Annotated in this window: 18 protein-coding genes; 14 read left to right on the forward strand and 4 right to left on the reverse strand. The window is 70.7% G+C overall.

Translation table 11 applies throughout. The features are described from left to right. Positions 1 to 2: 2 nt before the first annotated feature. Positions 3 to 1,520: an ArnT family glycosyltransferase gene (locus ACODSY_RS02560; RefSeq protein ID WP_488950057.1), complete on the reverse strand. Its 1,518-nt coding sequence runs from the start codon at positions 1,518 to 1,520 to the stop codon at positions 3 to 5. Between the two features lie 205 nt (positions 1,521 to 1,725). Here ACODSY_RS02560 and ACODSY_RS02565 point away from each other — a divergent pair, with 205 nt between their 5' ends. From ACODSY_RS02565 to ACODSY_RS02580, 4 genes are all read left to right on the forward strand, one after another. Then, positions 1,726 to 4,107, forward strand: a complete 2,382-nt coding sequence (locus tag ACODSY_RS02565) for a TonB-dependent receptor (RefSeq protein WP_488950058.1) — start codon at positions 1,726 to 1,728, stop codon at positions 4,105 to 4,107. A gap of 131 nt (positions 4,108 to 4,238) precedes the next feature. Further along, a complete protein-coding gene (locus ACODSY_RS02570; protein ID WP_488950059.1) occupies positions 4,239 to 5,231 on the forward strand; it encodes an agmatine deiminase family protein in 993 nt (330 codons plus the stop codon). After that, the gene (gene aguB, locus ACODSY_RS02575) at positions 5,231 to 6,109 is read left to right on the forward strand and encodes an N-carbamoylputrescine amidase (protein ID WP_488950060.1); all 879 of its coding nucleotides are present in this window, start codon (positions 5,231 to 5,233) and stop codon (positions 6,107 to 6,109) included. Before ACODSY_RS02570 ends, aguB begins: the two co-directional genes overlap by 1 nt. Then, positions 6,106 to 6,636: a GNAT family N-acetyltransferase gene (locus ACODSY_RS02580; protein ID WP_488950061.1), complete on the forward strand. Its 531-nt coding sequence runs from the start codon at positions 6,106 to 6,108 to the stop codon at positions 6,634 to 6,636. The genes aguB and ACODSY_RS02580 overlap by 4 nt, the downstream gene beginning before the upstream one ends. Here ACODSY_RS02580 and ACODSY_RS02585 read toward each other — a convergent pair. After that, a complete protein-coding gene (locus tag ACODSY_RS02585) occupies positions 6,633 to 7,412 on the reverse strand; it encodes an acid phosphatase (protein ID WP_488950062.1) in 780 nt (259 codons plus the stop codon). The two genes, ACODSY_RS02580 and ACODSY_RS02585, sit on opposite strands and share 4 nt — an antisense overlap. A gap of 11 nt (positions 7,413 to 7,423) precedes the next feature. Next, the gene (locus tag ACODSY_RS02590; protein WP_488950063.1) at positions 7,424 to 8,299 is read right to left on the reverse strand and encodes a MaoC/PaaZ C-terminal domain-containing protein; all 876 of its coding nucleotides are present in this window, start codon (positions 8,297 to 8,299) and stop codon (positions 7,424 to 7,426) included. A 181-nt stretch (positions 8,300 to 8,480) separates the two neighbouring features. Here ACODSY_RS02590 and ACODSY_RS02595 point away from each other — a divergent pair, with 181 nt between their 5' ends. Continuing rightward, the gene (locus ACODSY_RS02595) at positions 8,481 to 9,281 is read left to right on the forward strand and encodes a SapC family protein (protein WP_488950064.1); all 801 of its coding nucleotides are present in this window, start codon (positions 8,481 to 8,483) and stop codon (positions 9,279 to 9,281) included. Between the two features lie 168 nt (positions 9,282 to 9,449). Here ACODSY_RS02595 and ACODSY_RS02600 read toward each other — a convergent pair whose 3' ends face one another. Then, positions 9,450 to 9,842, reverse strand: a complete 393-nt coding sequence (locus tag ACODSY_RS02600) for a hotdog family protein (protein ID WP_488950065.1) — start codon at positions 9,840 to 9,842, stop codon at positions 9,450 to 9,452. 122 nt (positions 9,843 to 9,964) lie between these two features. Here ACODSY_RS02600 and ACODSY_RS02605 point away from each other — a divergent pair, with 122 nt between their 5' ends. The 9 genes from ACODSY_RS02605 to addA are packed head-to-tail and all read left to right on the forward strand — an operon-like array spanning position 9,965 to position 23,985. After that, positions 9,965 to 12,091: a protein-disulfide reductase DsbD family protein gene (locus ACODSY_RS02605; RefSeq protein ID WP_488950066.1), complete on the forward strand. Its 2,127-nt coding sequence runs from the start codon at positions 9,965 to 9,967 to the stop codon at positions 12,089 to 12,091. A 22-nt stretch (positions 12,092 to 12,113) separates the two neighbouring features. Continuing rightward, entirely contained in the window at positions 12,114 to 12,740 is a 627-nt protein-coding gene (locus ACODSY_RS02610; protein WP_488950067.1) for a thioredoxin family protein, read from the forward strand. A 10-nt stretch (positions 12,741 to 12,750) separates the two neighbouring features. Beyond that, positions 12,751 to 14,367 (forward strand): glucose-6-phosphate isomerase, encoded by a 1,617-nt coding sequence (pgi, locus tag ACODSY_RS02615; protein WP_488950068.1) that lies wholly within the window; start codon positions 12,751 to 12,753, stop codon positions 14,365 to 14,367. Between the two features lie 37 nt (positions 14,368 to 14,404). Next, positions 14,405 to 15,277, forward strand: a complete 873-nt coding sequence (locus tag ACODSY_RS02620) for a GNAT family N-acetyltransferase (RefSeq protein ID WP_488950069.1) — start codon at positions 14,405 to 14,407, stop codon at positions 15,275 to 15,277. Further along, entirely contained in the window at positions 15,274 to 15,720 is a 447-nt protein-coding gene (gene tsaE, locus ACODSY_RS02625) for a tRNA (adenosine(37)-N6)-threonylcarbamoyltransferase complex ATPase subunit type 1 TsaE (protein WP_488950070.1), read from the forward strand. Before ACODSY_RS02620 ends, tsaE begins: the two co-directional genes overlap by 4 nt. Beyond that, on the forward strand, positions 15,710 to 16,801 hold the full coding sequence (gene amgK, locus ACODSY_RS02630; protein WP_488950071.1) for an N-acetylmuramate/N-acetylglucosamine kinase AmgK: 1,092 nt from the start codon (positions 15,710 to 15,712) through the stop codon (positions 16,799 to 16,801). Before tsaE ends, amgK begins: the two co-directional genes overlap by 11 nt. Then, on the forward strand, positions 16,798 to 17,541 hold the full coding sequence (locus tag ACODSY_RS02635) for a nucleotidyltransferase family protein (protein ID WP_488950072.1): 744 nt from the start codon (positions 16,798 to 16,800) through the stop codon (positions 17,539 to 17,541). The genes amgK and ACODSY_RS02635 overlap by 4 nt, the downstream gene beginning before the upstream one ends. A 13-nt stretch (positions 17,542 to 17,554) precedes the next feature. Next, positions 17,555 to 20,509 carry a double-strand break repair protein AddB gene (gene addB, locus ACODSY_RS02640; RefSeq protein ID WP_488950073.1) on the forward strand — a complete coding sequence of 985 codons (2,955 nt, stop codon included), beginning with the start codon at positions 17,555 to 17,557 and terminating at the stop codon, positions 20,507 to 20,509. Continuing rightward, a complete protein-coding gene (gene addA / locus ACODSY_RS02645) occupies positions 20,506 to 23,985 on the forward strand; it encodes a double-strand break repair helicase AddA (RefSeq protein ID WP_488950074.1) in 3,480 nt (1,159 codons plus the stop codon). Before addB ends, addA begins: the two co-directional genes overlap by 4 nt. The last annotated feature ends 45 nt before the right edge of the window (positions 23,986 to 24,030 follow it).

A 24,030-nucleotide genomic window follows, 5' to 3' on the forward strand; every position in this document is an offset into this window, starting at 1 on the left:
GGCTATTGAGCGGCACGTGGGCGGGGGGCGAAACCCTTGCCCACGAACATCTCGATCTTGCGCTTGTGGCGGCGGTCCAACCAGACGCTGCCGATCTCGAGGCCCTCGGTCTCGCGGAAATCGGCCTGCATCTCCGCGCGGCGCCATCCCTCGTACGACACCATGAGCACGCGGCGGCCGATCGCGGCGGTCAGCGGAGCCGTCGTCTCGGCCTGGTTGCGCGGGCCTTCCATCAGGAGCCAGCTCGCCAGCGGCGGCGCCCCGAAGCCTAGCCGGTCGCGTCCGTAGTAGCTGACCGCGTAGAACAGGAAGCGGTTGTTGACGGCGATGGCGGTCAGGCCCGGCTCGCGCTGGGCGCGGTCGAGGATCATGTCCGTGGTCTGCGACCAGCCCCGGGCGCGCTTGAGGCCGTTGGCCAGGCCGACCTTGTCGGCGAGGCCGGGCGAGATCACCGCGGCCAGGAAGAAGGCGGCGACCGCGCCCTGTAGGGCGAACGCGCCGGTCAGCCATCCGCGCGCGCGCCAGCGCACCAGCCAGGCGGCGACGAGGATCGCGCCCGCCAGGTAGCCCGCGCCCGACCAGTTTGCGTTGGCCCGGCTGATGAAGGCCTGGGCGGTGACGATCACCAGCGGCGGCAGGGTGAAGCAGAGGAGGGTCAGGTCGCGCGGATCGAGGCTGCGGCGACGGACGGCCAGGACGAGGCCCACGATCAGCGCGCCGAGGGGGATCGGGCCGAACACGCCGAACTGCGAGCCCACGAAAGCGCCCATCTCAGCGATGTTGAAGAGCTGGACCCCGCTCCAGGCGGCGTTGGCGGCGGTGTGCTGGAAGGTGGCGAAGCCGTGGGTGGCGTTCCAGAGGAGGTTCGGCGCCAGCACCGCGGCGAACGCCCCCACGGCCGCGAACGCCGCAGGCGCGGTCCAGGCCTGCCGTGCGGCCCGCGACACCGCCAGATGCACGGCGAGGCCGACGACGAAATAGACCGCCGCATATTTGGACAGGAAGGCCAGGCCCAGCGCAGCGCCGAGCCCGGCGGCCAGCATGACACGCCGCCGCCCGTCGGCCTCGAGCAGTGTCACATAGGCGAGGATGGTCGCGCCGAGGAAGAACAGCAGCGGCGCGTCCGTGGCGGCCACGAGCGCCGAGAGCTGGATGCCGGGCATCAGACCGTAGAGGGCCGCGGCCGCGAGGCCGACCGCGCCGCCGTAGAGCCGCCGCCCGATCAGGAAGACCATCGCCGTGGCGCCCGCCTGAAACAGGCACGCCGACAGACGCACCCAGGCCTCGGCGTCGCCGCCGATGGCCGTGGTGGCCCAGATGGCCCAGGCGATCACGGGAGGTTTCGAATAGTAACCGAAATCCAGCGTTCGTGACCAAAGCCAGTACTGGGCTTCGTCCGGATAGAGTTCGAGCGGCGTGCTGAAGAGCGCCACCAGACGCGCCGCCGTAAGCGCCGCCGTGAGGAGGATGGCGGCGCGGAGGTCACGGTCGGCCCCCGTGGGCCCTAGGTTTTGCGACATTTCGTCCCTCGAACCTGCCGGAACCTAGAGAGACCTGCTCGTATCGCAAGCAGACTGATGCCTTTTCGCCGCACTGTGACAGTCTCGGGCCCACAGTCGCATAACTGTCACCAACAGCGGGATTTTTGGCGTTATAGGGGCGGCGAAGACTCAAGGGGCGCCGAGGGGAGCCTCTCGTTCGAGTCTGTGGGAAGGGGTCTACTCTATGAATATCAAACTGAGCCGCGCGCTCTGCGCGACTACGGCGCTCGCCACCGGTCTGCTGATTTCGGGCCAGGCGCTCGCGCAATCCACCGGTACGGCGGTGGTCGAAGAACTGGTGGTCACCGGCTCGACCGGTCCGCGCAACCTCGACGGCGCCATCGTGGCGGAAACCGAGCCCAAGTCGCGCGCCTCGATCACCGAGGAATTCATCACCCGCCAGGCGCCGGGCCAGACGATCCTGGACTCGATCAACCTGCTGCCGGGCGTCAACTTCACGAACAACGACGCGTTCGGCTCGGCCGGCGGCGACATCGTGGTCCGCGGCTTCGACAGCCAGCGCGTGGCGCTGCTGCAGGACGGCGTTCCGCTCAACGACAGCGGCAACTACGCCATCTACCCGAACCAGCAGATGGATCCGGACCTGATCGCGCAGGCCACGGTGAACCTGGGCACGACCGACGTCGACAGCCCGACCGCGGCGGCCGCCGGCGGCACCATCAACTACATCACCCGCAAGACCTCGAAGGAATTCGGCGTCCGTGGTGAAGTGGGCTTCGGCTCGGACGACTTCCAGCGCTACTACGGCACAATCGAGACCGGTGAAGTCGGTCCGTTCGGCACCCGCGCCTGGTTCTCGGTCACCTACACGAAGAACGACATCTTCAAGCCGCACGACGCGACCGTCGACCCCGCGGGCCAGATCAAGAAGACCCAGTACAACGCGCGGATCGACCAGGATTTCGGTACGATCGGCGAGGCCAGCCTGATCTTCAACTACAACGAAAACCGCAACACCTTCATCAACCGCATCAGCCTCGCGAATTTCCGTGCGCACATCGCGCCGGTGAACAACCAGGCGGCGGCGAACGTGAACGTCAACCCGTCGAACACGGGCAACATCCGCGGCCTGTCGAAGTGGAACCTGAGCGACAACCTGATCCTCACGGTTGACCCCTCGTTCCAGTACGTCCTGGCCAACGGCGGCGGCTCGCAGAACTTCTCCGAGACGGACGCGCAGCTGCGCGGCAACTCCAGCGCCCTGGGCGTCGACCTGAACGGCGACGGCGACATTCTCGACACCGTCGCCCTCTATCGCCCGAACAACACCAACACGCGGCGCTACGGCGTGACGTCGTCGCTGATCTGGAAGTTCGCGGACAACCAGAGCGTCCGCGCCGCCTACACCTTCGACCGCGCCAAGCACCGCCAGACGGGTGAAGTCGGCTTCTTCAACGCCGACGGCACAGCGCAAAGCGTCTTCGCCGGCAAGGAAGGCCACGGCGACCAGGTCGTGCTGCCGGACGGCACCATCCTGCGCCGCCGCGACCGCTACTCGGTGGCCCTGCTGAACCAGGTGTCGGTCGAATACCGCGGCCGGTTCATGGAAGATCGACTGCTGCTGAACGTCGGCGTCCGCGCGCCCTTCTTCAAGCGCGACCTGAACCAGTACTGCTACCAGCGCGATACCTTCAACGCCTACTGCACGACCCAGGTCGGCACCCCGGTGCCGGGCACGAACGACGGGACTGGCAAGCCGCTCGTGACCTTCCCGGCCAGCGCCCTGAACTCGTCGGCCTCCAACCGCTACGGCCAGCCGCGCAAGTTCACGCGCAAGTACGACGACGTCCTGCCGAACGTCGGCCTGAGCTACAAGGTCACCGACGACGTGACGGTCTACGCCAGCTACGCCGAGACCCTCTCGGCGCCGCGGACCGACGACCTGTACGACCGCGTGCTGGTCGACCCCGGCCCGGAAAACGCCAAGACCTTCGACGTCGGTGTCCGCTACCAGGGTGGTCCGGTGATGGCCGCGGCCTCGGTGTGGCGCAACGAGTTCAGCAACCGCATCGAGCGCGTGTTCGACGAACAGGCCGGCATCGCGTTCTCGGCCAACGTCGGCGACGTCGAGCTCTGGGGCATCGACGGCCAGATCGCCTTCAAGCCCACCGACGAACTCAGCTTCTACGCCTCGGCCTCGTACATCGAAACCGAGATCCAGGACGACATCCCGAACACCGGCGCGGGCGCTCCCCTGCCGACGAAGGGCAAGTCGCTCTACGAGCTGCCGAAGCTGCAAGGCGGCGTCCGGGTCCAGTGGGATCCGATCGAAGCGGTCAGCCTGGGTGTGCAGGGCAAGTTCGTCGGCGACCGCTGGACGAACCTGGTCAACACCGAGAAGTTCAACGGCTACACGCTGTGGGATCTCGATGCTCGCCTGAAGCTCGACCAGTTCGGCCTGAAGAACACCTATCTTCAGGGCAACATCCGCAACCTGTTCGACGAACGCTACCTGGCCGACATCACGTCGAACCTGACCGGCACGGGCCTCGGCCAGCCGGGCTATCGCCGGACGTTCATCCTGACCCTGCACGTCGAGTACTAGGACGGTCGGGTCCGGAGACGGACTTCGAGGGGGCGGCTGCAGCGATGCGGCCGCCCTTTCTCTTTGCGGGCAGTGCTTGACGCGAGGGGCGCTGGGGGCCATCTGCGCGCGGCTTTGGAGATCAGCCTGAGATGAGCTTCGTCGTCCCCGCGGAATGGGCGCCCCACAAGGCGATGTGGCTCGGCTTCCCCAGCCATGCGGACCTGTGGGAGGACGACCTGCCGGCCGCCCAGGCCGAGGTGGCGGCGCTGGCGCGGGCGTTGGCCGGGCCGGGCGGCGAGACCGTGAAGCTGATGACCGGACATCCGGACGGTGAGGCCGCGGCGCGCGCGCTGCTGGGCGGCGTGGCCAACATCGAGATCGTGCCGGGCGCGTTCGGCGACATCTGGCTGCGCGACACCGGCCCGATCTTCGCCGACGGACGCGCCCACGGCTTCCGGTTCAACGGTTGGGGCGGCAAGTACGAACTGGAGCACGACGACACGGTGGCCGCGCAGATCGCCACCGCCTCGGGCGTCGAGCTCGTGCAGAACGACTTCATCCTGGAAGGCGGCGCGGTCGACCACGACGGCGAAGGCACGGTGCTGACCACCGGCCAGTGCCTGCTGAACCGTAACCGCAACCCCGGCTGGACCGACGACGTCGCCGCCGAGGCGCTCGGCAAGGCGCTGGGCGCGAAGAAGCTGCTGTGGCTGGGCGAGGGCCTGGTCAACGACCACACCGACGGCCACGTGGACAACCTGGCCCGCTTCGTCGCGCCGGCGACGGTGGCGATCCCGGTGGCCTGGGGCCGCGGCGACCCGAACGCCCCCGCCTTCGACGACGCGGCCAGGCGCCTGGCCGAGATGAGCGACGCCCAGGGCCGCAAGCTGAAGGTGGTGCGCATCCCGTCGCCCGGCTGGATCGAGGGCGACGAGGGGCGGCCGATCCCGGCCAGCCACATGAACTTCCTGATCGCCAACAAGGCGGTGATCGTACCGATCTACGCCGAGGAGCCGGGACGGTTCGCCGTGGGCGCGCTGAGGGAGGTGTTCCCGGACCGCGAGGTGATCGGCCTGCCGTCCAGCGCTATCCTCACCGGCGGCGGATCGTTCCACTGCATCACCCAGCAGGAGCCGGCCTGATGTCGCGCCAGATCACCGTCGCCGCGCTGCAGACCTCGTACGGCGAGGACATGGCGTCCAACATCCGCAAGACCGAGGCGCTGATCCGCGAGGCCGCGGCGGGCGGCGCGCAGGTCATCCTGCCGTCCGAGCTGTTCCAGGGCCCCTACTTCTGCGTCGCGCAGGAAGAGCGCTGGTTCGCCACCGCCCATCCTTGGCGGGAGCACCCGTGCGTGACGGCCTTGGCGCCGCTGGCGGCGGAGCTGGGCGTGGTGCTGCCGATCTCGATCTTCGAGCGCGAGGGGCCGCACTACTTCAACAGCCTGGTGATGGTCGACGCCGACGGCAGCCCGATGGGCGTCTACCGCAAGAGCCACATCCCCGACGGCCCCGGCTACATGGAGAAGTATTACTTCCGGCCGGGCGACACGGGCTTCAAGGTCTGGGACACGCGCTTCGGCCGCGTGGGCGTCGGCATCTGCTGGGACCAGTGGTACCCGGAGTGCGCGCGGGCCATGGCCCTGATGGGCGCGGAGGTCCTGTTCTACCCCACCGCCATCGGCTCAGAGCCGCACGACCCCAGCCTGGACACCGCGGCGCCCTGGCGGCGAGCGATGCAGGGCCATGCGGTGTCGAACGTGATCCCGGTGGTGGGCGCCAACCGCACGGGCTTCGAGCCCTGGGATGGCTATCCGAACGGCGGCCAGCAGTTCTACGGCTCCAGCTTCATCGCCGACCACCGGGGCGACCTGGTGGCCGCGCTCGGCCGCGAGGACGAGGGGGTCGCGAAGGCCACCTTCGACCTCGACTTCCTGCAGACCCATCGCGCCGCCTGGGGCTTCTTCCGCGACCGGCGGACGGATCTCTACGGCCAGCTTGCGGAGCCGAGGCCGGCATGATCGAGACGGACCGCCTGATCCTGCGGGCGTTCCGCGAGGAGGATCGCGCGCCGATGGCGGCGATCAACGCCGACCCGCGCGTCAACGAGTGGCTGGGCGGCCCGATCACGCCGGCAATGACCGACGCCACCATCGAACGCGTGAACACTCACATCGCCACGCACGGCTTCGGTTTCTTCGCGGCCGAGCGGAAGGCCGACAGTCGGCTGATCGGCATGATCGGCCTGCAGGTGGTGCGCGACGAACTGCCCCCGTCGCCGGGCGTGGAACTGGGCTGGCGGCTGGCGCCGGACGCACAGGGGACAGGCCTGGCGACCGAGGGCGCCAAGGCCGTGCTGGCCTGGGGCTTCGCCAACCTCGACCGCGACGAGCTGATCGCCTTCACGGCGCACAACAACCTCCGCTCACAGGCGGTGATGCTCCGGATCGGCATGGCCCACGACCCGGCCCGCGATTTCGACCATCCGGTGCTGGCCGAGGATCATCCCCTGCGCCGCCACGTCGTTTTCGTGGCGAAAAGGTCCTAGGCGCCGCACCCGCCTGGCGCGGCCTTGGCCGCCGCGATCTCCCGCTTCGCAGCCGCCATATCGGCCAGGAAGGCCGGATCGGCGTGCAGGCGGGCGATCATGCCGGCGGCCAGGGTGCGTCCGGCCTCGACGTCGGAAATGAAGTGCACGCCGCAGATCACCCGGCTCTCGCCCGACTCGCGGCCCAGGGTCAGCAAGGGGTCGGCCTTGGCGGGGGCGAGTTCCGTCAGGACCAGCGCCCAGGACCAGGCGGTCATCGAATGGCCGGACGGATAGGACGCATTGGTCTTCATCCAGTCCTCGCGCGGCACGCACACCGGCGCGTCGTTGCCGATCAGCGGGCGCTTGCGACCGTAGAAGTCCTTGGCTGGCGTGCCCACCGTCCGAACGTCCAGCTCGACGCGTTCCAGGATGCGCAGCGTGCGCGGCGTCTGCGTTTCGTCCAGGCTGACGCCGAGCGCGCACGAGAACCGCTTCACCGCGCCGCCGCCCCAGAGGTCGTTGTCCTGGATGGCCGCCTTCCAGCGCGGCGAGCCCTCCAGCTTGCGGGTTTCCTCGAAGAGCGCGCGGTCCGCCTTACCGTGCGGTGACTCCGGCGCCGGCGGCGGCCCGAGGATCGTCTTTCCGTCCAGCGGGTTCGCGGCGAAGTAGCCGCTGAGCCGAGTGGGCCTGGGCCCCATGGAGGCGTCGTCGCCCGAAGCTGGCCCCGGCGTCGAGGCCGAGGCGCAGGCGGAGAGGGCGAAGACGGCGGCGGCGGTCAGGATATGGCGGATCAAGGGAGTGCTCTTCAGCTTCGCAGGACGGTCTTGCCGTTCTTGATGACGGTGGCGTTCCGCGCCTTAACCCGCGCTTCGAACGAAATCACCGGACCATCGATCCAGATGTCTACCGTGATGGTGTCGCCCGGGAAGACGGGCGCCGAGAAGCGGGCCTGGTGGCTCAGGATACGGTCCGCGTCCCAGGCCACCACCTCCTGCAGCACCGCTCGGCAGGTGATGCCGTAGGTGCACAGGCCGTGCAGGATCGGGCGCGGGAAGCCCGAGCGCTTGGCGCTCTCGGGATCGGAGTGCAGCGGGTTGCGGTCGCCGTTCAGACGGTAGAGCAGCGCCTGGTCCTCGCGGGTGGTGATGTCCACGGACTTGTCCGGGGCGCGGGCGGGCACGGCATGCGGCTCGGGCGCCCCCTCGGTCGGTCCGCCGAAGCCGCCGTCGGCGCGGCAGAAGCTGGAGCCGGTCAGGGTGGCGACCTTCTCGCCCTTCTCGTCGCGCCAGATGGTCTCGCTGACCAAGACGGCGCCCTTGTCCTTGCCCTTGTCGAAGGCGCCGATGGTGCGGCTCTCGGTGGTGAAGGTCCCCTCGGGGGGCAGCGGCCGGTGCAGCTCCACCTTCTGCTCGCCGTGCACCAGCATCAGGTAGTTGGGCTGGCTGGGGCGGTGGCCTTCCTTGGTCGGCAGGGGTTCGGAGACGCCGCGGCCTGCAAGCACCGTCGCGGCCGTGGGCACGACCTTCAGGCCCTTCTCGTAGACGAAGGCGAGTTCGGTCTCGTCCATCGGATCCTGTCCCAGGCCGACGCCGAGCGCGTACAGCATCACGTCCTTGTCGCCGTACTTGAACGTCCGGGGCTTGGTCCCCTGGTCCAGGATGTCGGGATAGTAGATCGGCATGGGCGTCTCCCCTCCGCGTGTTTCGCGTGGCTTGTTCTGTCCGGCCGATTGAAGGGGTTGAACGCCGGCGGCGCAAGGCGGGCGCGAGATTTGCCGCCGTTATCCGGATCGGCTAGAGGAGGCGACCTTGCGCGCGCGAGCCTCAGGCGGCGCCCCCGCTCCACGAATTCGAAGGTTTGTTATGTCCGAGACCCAAATGATGCCGCCGGGCCAGCTGAGCGGGAACGTGCTGTTCTATTCGAAGCCCGAGCCGCTGGCGAAGGAACTGCACGGCAAGATCGGCGTGAAGCGCATGGACGGCCCGTTCGCCTTCGCCAAGACCGGCCACGCGATCCCGCTGACGGTGGGCGAGTTCCCGTTGGCCGCGGTGACCGGGCCGATCATCTTCGTCGGCGACGAGAAGCTGCCGATCGCCGTGATGGGCCTGAACGCCGGCGAGAACATGTTCGTCAAGGACGACGGCACGTTCGAAAGCGGCATCTACATCCCCGCCTACGTTCGCCGTTATCCGTTCGTGTTCGCTAACGACGAGCAGAACAACCAGATGGTCCTGTGCATCGACCGCAACGCCGAGTTCATCGTCGACAAGGGCTACGACATGGCCTTCTTCGACGAGAAGGGCGAGCCGACCGAGTACACGAAGAACTGCATCGAGTTCTGCAACAACTTCGAGGTCGAGCGCCAGCGCACGATGAGCTTCGTCCAGCTGCTCAAGGACCTGGACCTGTTCGAGACCAAGGAAGCCACCTTCACGCCGGCCAACCCCGACGGCACGCAGGGCGAGCCCCAGAAGATCGCCGAGTACTTCGGCGTCTCGGAGGAGAAGCTGAACGCCCTGCCGGCGGCCAAGTTCGTCGAGCTGCGCGACAACGGCGCCCTGGGCCAGATCTACGCCCACATGCACTCGCTGGTGGGCTGGGACCGGATGATCGCGCTCGCCCTGACCAAGGCTGCGCAACAGCCGCAGGCCGCGAACGCCTAAGAGCTGGAATTCCTCCCCCGCCGGGGAGGTGGCGCGCAGCGCCGGAGGGGGCTTCCGCTCAAAAGGCGGAGCCCCTTTCGATTCCGGGGCGATGGAAGCTGGCCGGTCTGAGCGGGAGCCCCTCTGTCGGGTTCGCCGACAGCTCCCCCGACGGGGGGAGCAACTTCCCTACCTCTGGAACACGCTTCGGGTGAGGCAGCTGAAGACCAGTCGGCCAGCCTCGTCGAGCAGGTCGTGCTGGGCGATGACGATGCCCTTGCCGTCGCCGACCGGATCCTTGGCCATCACCGTCATCCGCCCGCGCAGCAGCTCGCCGGCCGGCGGGTTGCGCATCCAGCGCAGGGCGTCGACGCCCAGGCGCTTGGTCTGCGGCCAGTCGGTGGCGGCAATGGCGTCCAGCTTGGCCCACATGGCGTAGACCATGGCGTCGGGGGCGCCGCGGTCGAGCGTCCAGCCGGGCGTAAACGCGGCGCAGAAAGCCTCCAGGGCGACGGCGTCCACGCCGCAGGCCCCCAGAGAGACCACCTGGCCGATCTCGATGTCGTCGAACGAAGCGGGCACCGGGTCTCCTTCGAAAACGCGATTCGTCGATCATGGCCCGCACGACGCCTGAGTCGAGCCCGCTTTGCGCTATGGACACACCGCGCCATATAACGCCCACACGGCCGGCGCAGCTTGAGGTCATGATGCGGTTCCTGCTGGGTGTGCTGAGCGCCCTGATCTTCTCCAGCGCCGCCCTGGCGCAGCCGGTGAACACCGGCCACCTGACCGCGGAACTGGTCGCCGCGACCCAGGGCGTCGCGCCCGGGCAGACGGTCCAGGTGGCGCTCCGCCAGAAGCTGCAGAAGGGGTGGCACACCTACTGGCGCAACCCCGGGGATTCCGGCGAGGCCACCAAGATCGCCTGGACCCTGCCGCCGGGCTGGACGGCCTCGGACTTCACGTGGCCGGCGCCGCACCGGCTGCCGGTCGGGCCGCTGACCAACTACGGCTACGAGGACGAAGTGCTGCTGCCGGTGGCAGTGACGGCGCCGGCCGGCGCCGCGCCTGGCTCCACCGTCACGCTCAAGGCAGTGGCGAACTTCCTGGTTTGCGCCGACATCTGCGTGCCGGAGGACGCCAACCTCACGCTGCGGCTGCCCGTGACCACCGGTCCGGCGCCCGCCGATCCGCTTTGGGGCGCCAAGATCGAGAAGGTCGTGGCCGACGCGCCGAAGCCGGCGGGCCTGGCCGGCGCGTTCGAAAAGCAGGGCGAGGTCGTGAAGCTGGCCATCACCGGCGCGGCGCTCAAGGGCGTCGATCTGGCGGACGCATACTTCTTTCCCTTCGCCGGGACGGTCATCGATCACGCCAAACCCCAGGCGATCGAGCGCGGACCCGAAGGTGTGACCCTCGCCCTGCCCTCGGGCTACGACTTCCAGTCGCCCACCCCGCCCAAGTCCCTCGGCGGCGTGCTGGCCGTCGACGGCAAGGCTTATGAGGTGACGGCCACGCCCGGCCCATTGCCTCCGGGCGCGTCGGGACTCGGTCCGCCGCCGGCCAAGGCGATGGCGCCCGCCGGCGCGGCGAACCTGGGCCTGGCGTCGGCCGCGTTCTTCGCCCTGATCGGCGGTCTGATCCTCAACCTCATGCCCTGCGTCTTCCCGGTGCTGGCCATGAAGGCCGCCTCGCTGGCCGGCCATGGCGGCGAACAGGCCGAGGCGCGGCGGCAGGGCGTGGCGTTCGGCGCCGGCGTGCTGGTGACCTTCCTGGGGCTCGCCGCCCTGTTGATCGCCTTGCGCGCGGCGGGCTCGGCCGTAGGCTGGGGATTTCAGCTGCAGGATCCGCCGGTGGTGGCGACCCTGGCGCTGCTGATGCTGCTGGTGGCGCTGAACCTGTCGGGGGTCTTCGAGATCGGGACCTCGCTGCAGGGCATGGGCTCCGGCCTGGCCGCTCGCGGCGGCCTCGCCGGCTCGTTCTTCACCGGAGTGCTGGCAGTGGTCGTGGCCGCGCCTTGCACCGCGCCCTTCATGGGTCCGGCCCTGGGATGGGCGCTGACGCAGCCGCCCGCGGCCGCGCTGGCGGTGTTCCTGGCCCTGGGGATCGGCTTCGCCCTGCCGTTCGTCGCGGTGGCCTTCGCGCCCGGCCTGCTCGCCCGGCTGCCGCGGCCCGGGCCGTGGATGGACATCTTCAAGAAGGCGCTGGCGTTCCCGATGTACGCCGCCGTCGCCTGGCTGGTCTGGGTGTTGACGGTACAGGTGGGTTCGGACGCCGTGCCGCGCATCCTGGGCGCGGCGGTGATCCTGGCCCTGGCGGCGTGGATCGCAGGGTCGGCCCAGCGCCAGCACGCGAGCGGCCGCCGCCATGTAGGCCTCGCCGCCACGGCCACGGCCTTGGGGCTCGGCGCGGTCGTCGCCGGCGCCCTCTGGCCCGCCTATACGCTCGCTGGAACGACGACGGCCTCGGGCGAGGCGAAGCTGGACGAGCAGTCCTACACGCCGGCCAAGCTCGCCGCCCTGCAGGCCGAAGGCCGGCCGGTGCTGGTGAACTACACGGCCGCCTGGTGCGTGAGCTGCCAGGTGAACGATCGGGTCGCGCTGTCGACCAACGCGGTCTCGGAGGCCCTGAAGCGCAACAACGCTGTGTACCTCAAGGCCGACTGGACCAAGCGCGACGCCGAGATCGCCGCCGAGCTGGCGCGGTTCGGGCGCGCGGGGGTGCCGCTATACCTAGTATATGGCGCGAAGGGCGGTGAACCCGCTATCCTGCCGTCGATCCTGACCGAAGGCGTCGTGGTGAAGGCCCTGGACGCCGCGGGCAAGGCCAGCTGACCCGCGTTCAAGGAGTGTACCGATGACCCGCCTGCTCGCTGCTCCCCTGATGGGTTTGGTCGCCACCGCCGCGATCCACGCGCCGCCTGCTTTCGCCGCCCCGGTGCTGGGCCAGCCGGCTCCGGCCTTCAAGGCCGTGGACGCCTCGGGCAAGACCCGGTCGTTGGCTGACTTCAAGGGCAAGACGGTCGTGCTTGAATGGACGAACAACGGGTGCCCTTACGTCCAGAAGCACTACAACTCGGGCAACATGCAGAGCCTGCAGCGCGAGGCCGCCAAGGACGGGGTCGTGTGGCTCACGATGATCTCGTCCGCGCCGGGGATGCAGGGGTACCTGACCGGCCCGCAGGCCCGCCAATGGAAGGGCGAAGTGAAGGCCGCGTCCGCCGACGTGCTGCTGGATCCCGATGGGACCGTCGGCCGGGCCTACGAGGCCAAGACCACGCCGCACATGTACGTCGTCGATAAGACCGGCAAGCTCGTCTACATGGGCGGCATTGACGACAAGGCGTCGTCGGATCCCGCCAGCTTGCAGGGCGCGAAGAACTACGTGGCCGCCGCCCTCGCCGACGTGAAGGCGGGGCGGGCGGTGGCGCAACCGGCGACCAAGCCCTATGGCTGCAGCGTGAAGTACGGCTCCGCCGGATAGAGAGGGTTCCTTGCCAAAGTCCGACGCCGCCTGGGCGGCCCTTTCCAAGGCCGCTGAGACCGCGCGCGGTCGCCGGATCGCCAGCCTCTTCGACGCCGAGCCCCAGCGGCTCGAAGAGCTGACGCTGAGCGCCGCGGGATTGGATCTGGACCTGTCCAAGCATCCCTGGTCGCTGGACGACCTGCGGACAATGCTGGCGCTGGCCGAGGCCTCGGGCGTCGAGGCCGCTCGCGCCCGCCTCTTCGCGGGCGAGATCGTCAACGCCTCCGAGGGGCGTCCCGCATTGCACATGGCGCTGCGCGCGTCGCTGGGCGCCGACTTCCGCGCGGACGGGCAGCCGGTGTCGGGCGAGGTGGATGCGACCCGGGCCGCCATGGCCGCCTTCGCCGAGGCGGTGCGCGCGGGGGCCAAGAAGGGCTGCACCGGCAAGCCGTTCCGGACCATCGTGCACATCGGCATCGGGGGATCCGACCTGGGCCCGCGCCTGGTGTGGGAAGCCCTGAAGCCGTTGGATCCACAGATCGACCTGCGGTTTGTCGCCAACGTCGACCCTGCCGAACTGGCCCAGGCGCTGACCGGCCTCGATCCGGCCGAGACCATGGTCGTCACCGTCTCGAAGACCTTCACCACGCTGGAGACGCTGACCAACGCCGAAGCCGCGCGGTCGTGGCTTCGCGCCAGCCTGGGCGTGGCGTCCGACAGCCATCTCGTCGCCGTCTCGGCCGCGCCCGACAAGGCCCAGGCCTTCGGCGTGCCCGCCGACCAGGTGTTCGGCTTCTGGGACTGGGTGGGCGGCCGCTATTCGATCTGGTCGTCGGTCGGCCTCTCCTGCGCCGTGGCGCTGGGCTACGACAATTTCGCCCGGATGCTGGCCGGGGCGCGGGCCATGGACGAGCACTTCCAGACGGCGCCGCTGGCGGCCAACGCGCCCGTGCTGCTGGCCCTGGCCCATGTGTTCAATCGCAATGGCCTGGGCCGTTCTATCCGGGCCGTGGTGCCCTACGCCCAGCGCCTGCGCCTTTTCGCGGCCTTCCTGCAGCAGCTCGAGATGGAGTCGAACGGCAAGCGGGTGACCGCCGAGGGCCTGCCGGTTGCGCACCCGACGGCGGCCAGCGTGTTCGGCGACGCCGGCACCAACGGCCAGCACGCCTTCTTCCAGCTCCTGCACCAGGGGACCGACGTGGTTCCCGTCGACATCGTCGCCGTGCGCGAAGGCAGCGAGGGTGATCCCGCCGCTCAGACCAAGCTGCTGGCCAACGCCGTGGCCCAGGCCGAAGCGCTGCTGGTGGGCCGGACCGAGGCCGACGTGCGCGCCGAGCTGACGGCCGCCGGCAAGTCGGCCGCCGAGATCGACAAGCTGGCGCCGCAGCGGACCTTCCCGGGCGACCGGCCCTCGACCTTCATCCTGCTGGACCGGCTGGATCCCGAGCGCATGGGCGCCCTGGTGGCGCTCTACGAGCACAAGACCTTCGTCGAGGGCGTGCTGTGGGGGATCAACAGCTTCGACCAGTGGGGCGTCGAACTGGGCAAGACCCTGGCGACCCGCGTGCTCGCCGAGCTGGAGGGCGGCCCCGCCGGCGCCCACGACCCGTCCACGGCGGCGCTGATCGGGCGGCTGCGGGCCTGACTTGCCCCGCCCTCGCGGCGCGGGTCATCCTAGCGTCATGACTCTCGCCACCCCGGCCGGCGCGGTTCGCCGCGCGGGCCGCCACGACCACATCGTCGACATGCTGATCGCCGAGCGGGCGCCGAAGCTGGCCGGCAGCGCGGCGTGGCCGGTGGCGCGGCCGCTGCTCTACGCCCTGCTGGACTACGCCAAGGCCGTGCGGATGGCCGACGCGATCGCGCCGCTGCCCGGCCGCGCGGCGCTGGACCACATCTCGGACCTACTGTCGCTGAAGGTGACAGCCGAGCATCTGGACCGGGTGCCCGGCGAGGGCAGGCTTGTGGCCGTCTGCAACCACCCGACCGGCATCGCCGACGGCGTCGCGGTGTTCGACGCCCTGAAGACGATCCGCCCCGACATCTGCTTCTACGCCAACGCCGACGCCCACCGCGTCTCGCCACGCTTCGGCGAGGTGCTGATCCCTGTGGAATGGGTGGAGGCCAAGCGCACGCGGGAGAAGACCCGCCAGACGCTGACCCTCACCCGCGAGGCGATGGAGGCCGAGCGCAGCCTGGTGATCTTCCCCGCGGGCAAACTGGCCCGGCGCCAGGCCGATGGCCGCCTGGCTGAGAGCCCATGGATGGCCTCGGCGGTCTCGATCGCGCGGAAGCACGAGGCCACGGTGCTGCCGATCCACGTGGACGGGCCGTGGTCGACCCTGTTCCACTTCTTTCATGGCTTCTCGGGCGAGCTGCGCGACATCACCCTCTTCCATGAGCTGCTCAACAAGCAGGGTCGTGCGTTCCGGCTGGTCGTGGGGCGGCCTATCGCGCCCGCGAACCTCGAGGGCGATCCGACCGAAGTCACCGAGCGGCTCAAGGCCCATGTCGAGCACCGCCTGGCCGCCGACCCGGACCGGCTGTTCGCATGAGGCTGGCCGACGAGGCGGCGACGGCGCGGTTGGGCGCGGCGATCGCGGGCGCGTTGCGGCCAGGCGAGGCCGTCTGCCTGTCGGGACCGCTGGGCGCGGGCAAGTCGACCCTGGCGCGAGCGCTGGTGCGGGCTCTCACGACGCCCGAGGAGGACGTGCCGTCGCCCACCTTCACGCTCGTGCAATTCTACGAGGGGCCGCGGCTGGCCGTGGCGCACTTCGACCTCTACCGTCTGTCCGATCCCGATGAGGCGTACGAGATCGGCCTGGACGAGGCGCTGGACGAGGGCGCGGCGGTGATCGAATGGCCCGAGCGGCTGGAGGGCCGGCTGCCGCGCGACCGGCTTGATGTGACGATCGAACTGGCGGAGGACGACGTGGGCGCACGGCGCGCGCGGCTGACCCCGCACGGGGCCTGGGAAGGACGTGGACTTGAGCTCTGACCGCGAAGCCCTGAAGACCGAGTTCCTGCGTGCCGCCGGCTTTGCCGACGCCCGCCGTGAACTGCTGTCGGGCGACGCGTCGACCCGGCGGTACGAGCGGCTGCACCGGGCCGACGGGACGCAGTTCATCTTCATGGACCAGCCGCCGGCCGTGGAGAGCGTGGTCTGCCCGCCCGGCGCCACCGAGGCCGAGCGCGTGGCCCTGGGCTACAACGCCGCCGCCCGCCTGGCCGCCGGATCGGTGGCCGCGTTCGTCGCCACCGCCGCCTGGCTGCGCGAGCACGGCCTGTCGGCGCCGCAGATCCTGGCGCAGGACGTCGACGCCGGCCTCGCGGTGCTGGAGGACCTGGGCGATGGGCTCTACGCCACCCTGATCGAGCAGGGCGCACCGGAGGCGCCGCTGTACGAGGCCGCGGTCGACGCCCAGGTGGTGATGCAGTCCGAGACGCCGCCGGACGTGCTGCGTGCGGGCGACGTGACCTGGCCGCTGCTGGCCTACGACACCCTGGCGCTGAAGATCGCCACCGACACCTTCCTGGAGTTCTGGCCGAAGTTCTCCGGCCTGGCGCCGTTCGGCGAGGCGGCGACCGCCGAGTGGGATGCGCTCTGGGCGCCCGTCTGGGTGGCTGGCGAGGCCGGGGCGTCAGTCTTCACACACCGCGACTACCATGCGCAGAACCTCCTCTGGCTGCCGGAGCGGAGCGGAGTGGCGCGCGTGGGCATGGTCGACTTCCAGGACGCGTTGAAGGCCCACCCGGGCTGGGACCTGCTGCACCTGCTGCAGGATGCGCGGCGCGACGTCTCGCCCGAGCTGGAGGCCGCCATGCTGGATCGGTTCCTGGCCGCCCGGCCGCAGCTCGACCGGGGCGCCTTCCTCGCTGAGTACCGGGCGCTGGCCAGCTCGAACGCCGCGCGGATCCTGGGCCGGGTCTTCGCCCGGCAGGCGTTGCTGGGGCGCTCGCAGTACGAGGCCTTCATGCCGCGCACCTGGCGTTACCTGGAGCGCAATCTGACCGACCCGGCTCTGGCTGGGCTGAAGACCTGGTTCGATCGCCACGTTCCGAGCGAGGCGCGGCGGTGAACGCCCAGGTCCTGCCCGGCCCGAAAACCGCGATGGTGCTGGCGGCCGGTGTCGGCAGCCGCATGCGGCCCCTGACCGACACCACGCCGAAGGCGCTCGTACCGGTGGCGGGCAGGGCGCTCATCGATCATGTCCTGGACCGCCTGCGCGACGCCGGCGTCGAGCGCTGCGTGGTCAACGTCCACCACTTCGCCGACCAGATGGAGGCGCATCTCGCCGGCCGGCGCGACCTGGAGATCCTCATCTCGGACGAGCGCGCCGAGCTGCTCGACTCCGGCGGCGGGATCAAGCGCGCGGCCGACAAGCTGGGCCGCGAGCCGATCTTCGTGGCCAACATCGATTCCCTCTGGACCGAAGGCGCGACGCCCGCGCTGGAGACGCTGAAGGCCGCCTGGAACCCGGCCGCCATGGACATCCTGCTGCTGCTGGTGAAACGGGGCCAGGGCATCGGGTTCGAGGGGCCGCAGGGCTTCTTCATGGACGCCGCGGGACGGCTCACGCACTCGACGGCGCCCGAACCGCCGACGCCGTTCGCCAACATCGGCTTCGCGATCCTCAAGCCGCAGGTGCTGGACGCGGAGCCCAACGGGGCGTTCTCCGTCATCCCGACCTGGCATCGCCTGCAGGCGGAAGGGCGGCTGCACGGGGCGGTGATGGACGGCTTCTGGATGCACGTGGGCGACCCGGGCGCGCGCGACCTGGCCGAGGCGCGCCTGCAGGGCGAGGCCGCCGCCTCATGACCTGCGGCCTCCCGTGACCGTCGCCTTCTTCGAGCAGCCGGGCTCGCGCTGGTTCAACATCCCGGCGCACCGGCCGTTCGCGGAAGACCTGGCGCAGGGCCTCTACGATGCGCTGTCGCCGTTGGGTCCCGAAGCGCTTGCCGATGCGGTTGTGCTCACGCCGACCCGTCGCGGGGCGCGGGCGCTGGCCGACGCCTTCATCAAGGCCAGCGGCGGGCGCGCGGTGCTGCCGCCGCAGATGCGGCCGCTGGGCGACCTGGAAGCCGGCGAGCCCCCGTTCGAACCGGGCGACCTGGCGCTGGACCTGCCGGCGGCCATCGATCCGCTAAGGCGTCGCTTCGAGCTGACCCGGCTGGTGTCGGAGCTGGCGGAGCATATCCCCGGAGGCCTCGTCAGCGCGGGCGCCGCGCTGGAGCTGGCCGACGCCCTGGGCGGTTTCCTGGACGGCCTGCAGATCGAGGAGGTCGAGGTCGGCGATCGGCTGGCCAGCCTCGTCGGCGCCGAGCTGGCCGAGCACTGGGAAGTCTCCCGCGTGTTCCTGGAGAAGGCGTTGAGCCTATGGCCCGAACGGCTGCGAGCCCTGGGTGTCGCCGACGTGAGCGAGCGGCGCGTCCGGCTGCTGCGCCGCCTGGCCGAGGTGTGGACCAATACCCCGCCGAAGGGCGTGCTGGTGGCGGCGGGCTCGACCGGCACCGCACCGGCGACGCGGGCGCTGCTGATCGCGGTGGCCGCCGCGCCGAAGGGCGCTGTGGTGCTGCCCGGGCTCGATCAGGATCTCGCCGACAAGGCCTGGGCCAAGGTGGACGTCCAGCACCCGCAAGGCGCGTTGAAGCGCCTGCTGGACGAGGCGCGGATACCCAAGAGCGAGGTGTCGCTGTGGCCAGCGTCGATCCGCGCCGAGACCGCCCGGCGCTGGCGTCGGCGGGTCGTCAACGAGGCTTTGCGCCCAGCCGAGGAGACCGCCGACTGGCTGCAGGTGATCGACAACCTGCGGGCCGAGCATGCCGACGCGATTTCCGAGGGTTTGGCCGGCCTGACGCTCGTCAGCGCGCGCACCGAGGAAGAGGCCGCGACCGCCACCGCCCTGCTGCTGCGCGAGGCGCTGGAGACACCCGAGCGCACGGCGGCGCTGGTGACGCCGGACCAGGTGCTGGCCCGCCGCGTGGTCGCCAAGCTGGCGCGATGGGGCGTGGTCCCCGACTCCTCGGCGGGCGAAAGCCTGGCGGGCACTCGCTGCGGCGTGCTGGCGGCGCTGGTCGCCCGGGCGGCGGTCGACCCCATCGATCCGGTGACCCTGCTGAGCCTGCTGAAGCATCCCTACGCCCAGCTCGGCGAGAGCGCAGGGCTGGAGGCCGCCGCCCTGCGCGGCCCGCGCGCCCGCACGTGGGAGGAACTGAAGCACAGGGCCAAAGACGCCGCGCCGCTGGCGGAGCGGCTGGAAGCCATCGTCGCCCGACTTGCCTGGACCGAGGACACCGAAAGCCCGGCCCTGGCCGCCCGGCGCACGGTGGAGGCCATGGAAGCCCTGGCGGCCGACGAGCACGGCCGCACGGGCGACCTCTGGGCTGGGCACGGCGGCGAGGCCATGGCGCGGCTGCTGGGCGCCCTGGTCCGCGAGGGCGACGCCTTGCCCGCGGTCACGCCACGCCAGTTCGCCGACCTTCTGCAGCGACTGATGGACGGCGAGACCGTGCGATCGGGCGGCGCCACGCATCCGCGGCTGCGTATCCTGGGCGCCATCGAGGCCCGGCTGGTCCGCGCGGACCGGCTGGTGGTGGCGGGACTGGAGGAGGGCGTCTGGCCTGGCGGCGCCCCCACCGACCCGTTTCTCTCGCGGCCCATGCGCGAGATGCTGGGCCTGCCGTCGCCGGAGCGGCGCGTGGGCCTGGCGGCGCACGACTTTGCCCAGGCGGCCTGTGCGCCCGAGGTGATCCTGCTGCACACCGAACGCCGCGAGGGCTCTCCGTCGGTGAAGTCGCGCTGGCTGTGGCGGCTGGAGACCCTGGCCAAGGGCGCGGGGCTGGCCATACCCGGTCGTACCGACGTGCTGGACTGGGCGCGGAGCCTGGACGCGCCGGGCGGCTACGACCCCATCGCCCGGCCCGCGCCGGTCCCGCCCGTGGCGCACCGGCCGCGCGTGATGGCGGTGACGCGGGTAGAGAGCCTTACGCGCGACCCCTACGCCGTCTGGGCGCGCGACATCCTGCGGCTCTATCCCGTGGACCGGCCCGACGAGCAGGCCGACGCCCGCGCCCGCGGCACGGCGATCCACGCGGCGTTCGAGCGGTTCGCCGAGGCGTTTCCGGCCGCCCTGCCCGACGACGCGGCTGAGGTCTTCGCCGGCTTCTACATGGAGGCCCTGGAGGCCGCCGGCCTGCCGCACGAGGCCATGGCGCGCGAAGCGGCGCTGGCGAAGGAGGCGGCCGAGTGGGTGGCCGAGCTGGAGCGCGAGCGGCGCGACGGCCGCCGGATCACCGTCGAGCTGAAGGGCGAGCGGACCATCCAGGCGCCGGCCGGGCCCTTCACGGTCAACGCTCGGGCCGACCGCATCGAGGTCACCGCCGAGGGCTACGGCCACATCCTCGACTACAAGACCGGCAAGGCGCCTTCGAAGAAGGAGGTCTCAACCGGCTTCTCGCCGCAGCTCACCCTGACAGCGGCGATTCTGGCGGCTGGGGGTTTTCCGGACCTGGGAGCTGTGAGGCCAGGTGACCTGACCTATCTCGAGATCACCGGCCGCCGACCTGCCGGCAAGGTCGAGACCCGGGCCACGGCCGGCGACGAGAGCGCCGAGGCCGCCGATCGGGCGCTGGAGGGGCTGCACAAGCTGATCGCCCGCTTCGACGACCCGGCCCAACCCTATCTCTCCCGCGTCGCGCCGCAGTTCGTGAAGGCGCGGATGAGCGACTACGACCACCTGGCCCGGGTCTTCGAGTGGTCCACCAGCGGCGAGGAGGGGGACGAATGAGCCTCGACCTGCTGGACCGCCTGATCGACCCACAAAAGCTGGCTGCCGATCCCGGCCTCTCGGCCTTCGTCACCGCCAACGCCGGTTCGGGCAAGACCAAGACCCTGATCGACCGCGTGGCGCGCCTGCTGCTGGCGGGCGCCGAACCCGAGACCATCCTCTGCGTCACCTACACCAAGGCCGCCGCCGCTGAGATGCAGCGCAGGCTGTTCCAGGTGCTGGGTGCGTGGTCGGTGCTGCCCGACGAGACGCTCTCGGAGGAACTCGCGAAGCTCCAGGACCGGCCGTTCGACGACCTGTCCCGGGCCCGCAGCCTGTTCGCCCGCGCGCTGGAGACGCCCGGCGGCCTGAAGATCCAGACCATCCACGCCTTCTGCGAGAAGCTGCTCCGGCGCTTCCCGCTAGAGGCGGGCGTCTCACCGGGCTTCCGGGTGATGGACGACGCGGCCTCGGCGGCGGTGGCGCAGGCGGCCCGCAGGCTGGTCGCCGAGCTGTCGATGAGAGGCGGGCCCCTGGGCGAGGCCTATGCCGACATGTCGGTGCAGCTCGACTTCCAGAGCTTCCACGCCATGTTCGCCGACTTCGAGGCGCGGCGCGCGGCGCTGACCGACTTCTTCGACGTCCAGGGCGGGCTCGACGGCGCGGTGGGCTGGGTCTGGCGGGCGGTCGGGCTTGAGCCCGGCACCGATCCGGACCTGTTGGCCTTCAAAGCCATGGCGGAGCTCGGCCGTGATCTCTACCGCCAAGCAGGGGATGTGTTGTCGGCCGGCGGCAAGACTGACATCGAGCGAGCACGGCGCCTAGTTCTGCAAGCAACTGCCGATGAGCCGGCCTTCGAGGAGTCGCTTGCGATCTTCTTCACGAAGGAGGGAGGGCCGGCGAAGTGGATTTCCTCGTCGGCGCGTCTGAAGGCCGATCCGTCCCTTCAGCACCAATTGACGCTCGAACAAGATCGGCTCGAAGAGGTCCGGGAGCAGATCCAGTCCGCCCAGATCGCCGCCGACACGGTCAACGTCCTGGTCCTCGCCTACGCCTATCTGGAGGCCTACAAGGCCGAGAAGCGGGCGGCCGGGGCGCTCGACTTCGCCGACCTGATCGAGAAGGCCTGCCACCTGCTGCGCGACCGGCCGGCGGCGGCCTGGGTGCTCTACAAGCTGGACGGCGGCATCGATCACATCCTGCTCGACGAGGCCCAGGACACCGCGCCCGACCAGTGGACCATCGTCAACGCGCTGAGCGAGGAGTTCTTCGCGGGCGCCGGCGTCCAGGGCGAGGCGCGCCAGCGGCGGCTGTTCGTGGTCGGCGACGAGAAACAGTCGATCTATTCGTTCCAGGGCGCGCAGCCCGAGATGCTGATGCGCCAGTTCGAATTCCACCGCGACCGCGCCGTGGGGGCGGGCTTCCGGTTCGAGCGGGTGGACCTGCTGACCTCCTGGCGCTCGACGCCGCAGGTGCTCTCGTTCGTCGACGCGGTATTCTCGCCACCGGCCCTGGCCCAGGCGGTGCGGCCGCGCGACGAGGCGGACGAGGACCCTGTGCGCCACGAGGCCGCCGCCTACCGCGAGGCCCATCTGGGCTGCGTCGATGTCTGGCCGCTGGAGGTGGAGAAGAAGGGCGAAGAGCGCGAGGCCTGGGACGCACCCTTGGACGCCGAGCCTGAGGACAGCGCCAACCGCCGCCTGGCGCGCCGGATCGCGGGCGAGATCGCCGCGCTGATCGCGCGCGGCGACGCGGTCTGGGACAAGGACCAGCGCCGCTTCCGCCCGGCCCACGCCGGCGACGTGCTCATCCTGGTCCGCCGGCGGCGCGCGCTGTTCGAGGAGATCCTGCGCGCGCTGAAGCATGCGGGCATTCCCGTGGCCGGAGCCGACCGCCTGGCGCTGTCCGAGCACATCGTCTTCGACGACCTGGTGGCGCTGGCCAGATTCCTGCTGTTCCCGGCGGACGAACTGACCCTGGCGGCCCTGCTGAAGAGCCCGTTCTGCGGGCTGTCGGACGACAGCCTCTACGACCTGGCCCATGGGCGGGGGAAGGAGGGACTGTGGGACCGGCTGCAGCGCCGCGCGGCTGAGGGCGCCGACTGGACCCACGCCCACGGCTTCCTGACCCACGCCTTGGCCGAGGCGCGGGTTCGCGCGCCGTTCGAGCTGTACGCCCGCCTGCTGGGCTACGTGGACGCCCAGGGCCTGTCCATGCGCCAGCGGCTGTTGCGCCGACTGGGGGCCGAGGCCGAGGACGCGCTAGACGAGTTCCTCAACCAGGTGCTCGCCGCCGAGGCGCGCGGCGTGCACGACCTGGAGGCCCTGGCGGCCGAACTGGCCGGCCTGGACATCACCGTGAAGCGGGAGATGGAGGTCGAGCGGCGCGAGGTCCGCGTGATGACCGCCCACGGCGCCAAGGGCTTGGAGGCGCCGATCGTCTTCCTGCCCGAGACGACGCTGACCCAGACGGCGCGTGGCTCGCCGCTGCTCCGGGTGCGCCACGACGGGACCGATGGCTTCCTGTGGTGCTCATCGTCGGCGCGCGACTGCGAGGCCACCGCGGGCGCCCGCGAGCAGCGCGCCGCACGGGAGGAGGCCGAGGCCTATCGCCTGCTCTATGTCGCGCTCACGCGGGCGCGGGACCGGCTGGTGCTGTGCGGCCGGGTGGCGGAGCGGACGGACCAGGCGAAGCTGCGCGGCTGGTGGGGCGCCATTCGCGACGCGCTCGCCCATGCCGAAATCGCCGATCAGGTGCGGCCCATGCAGAGCGGCGACCTGGTCTTCGAACGCTATGGCGCCGATCCGCAGGCGATGGGAGGCGAGGCGGCCGTCGCCGAGGTCCCCGCGGCCCTGCCGGCCTGGACGCAGGCCGTGGCCAAGCCCGAGGCCTACGCCCGCTACGCCTCGCCCTCGGACCTCGGCGAAGGCGCGGCCGTGCCCGCTCCGTCGCCGCTGGCGGCCGCACAAGGCCTCGGCCGGTTCCGACGCGGCGACCTGATCCACCGCCTGTTGCAGCTCCTGCCCGACCTGCCGGCCGCGGAGCGCGCGGCCGGGGCGGCGGCGCTCCTCGCCCGGGAGGTGGACCTGACCGGCCCTCAACGCAGCGAGATGGCCGAGGCGGCGCTGTCGGTGCTGAACGACGCGCGGTTCGCCGAGGTCTTCGGCGCCGGCTCGCGCGGCGAGATCGCCGTGGCGGGGACGGCCGCGGCGCTGCCGCCCGGCCTCAGGATTTCTGGCCGCATCGACCGGCTGGTGGTGCTGCCCGACCGGGTCCTGGTGGTGGACTTCAAGACCAACCGGCCCTCGCCCGACCGCATCGACGACGCCGATCCGGCCTACCTGCGGCAGATGGCGCTCTATTCTGCGGTGCTGGCCGACATCTTCCCGGGCAGGGCCATCGAGGCCGCCATCGTCTGGACCGACGGCCCGAAGCTGATGCCGGTTCCAGAAAAGCTGGTGATCCAAACCCTTGCCGACCTCCGCCGTGACGGTTGATACAGGGTCAGGGGCCGCCTACATGCGCGGATCGAACGGCCATGG

This window comes from Phenylobacterium sp. FG114, from assembly GCF_057809855.1.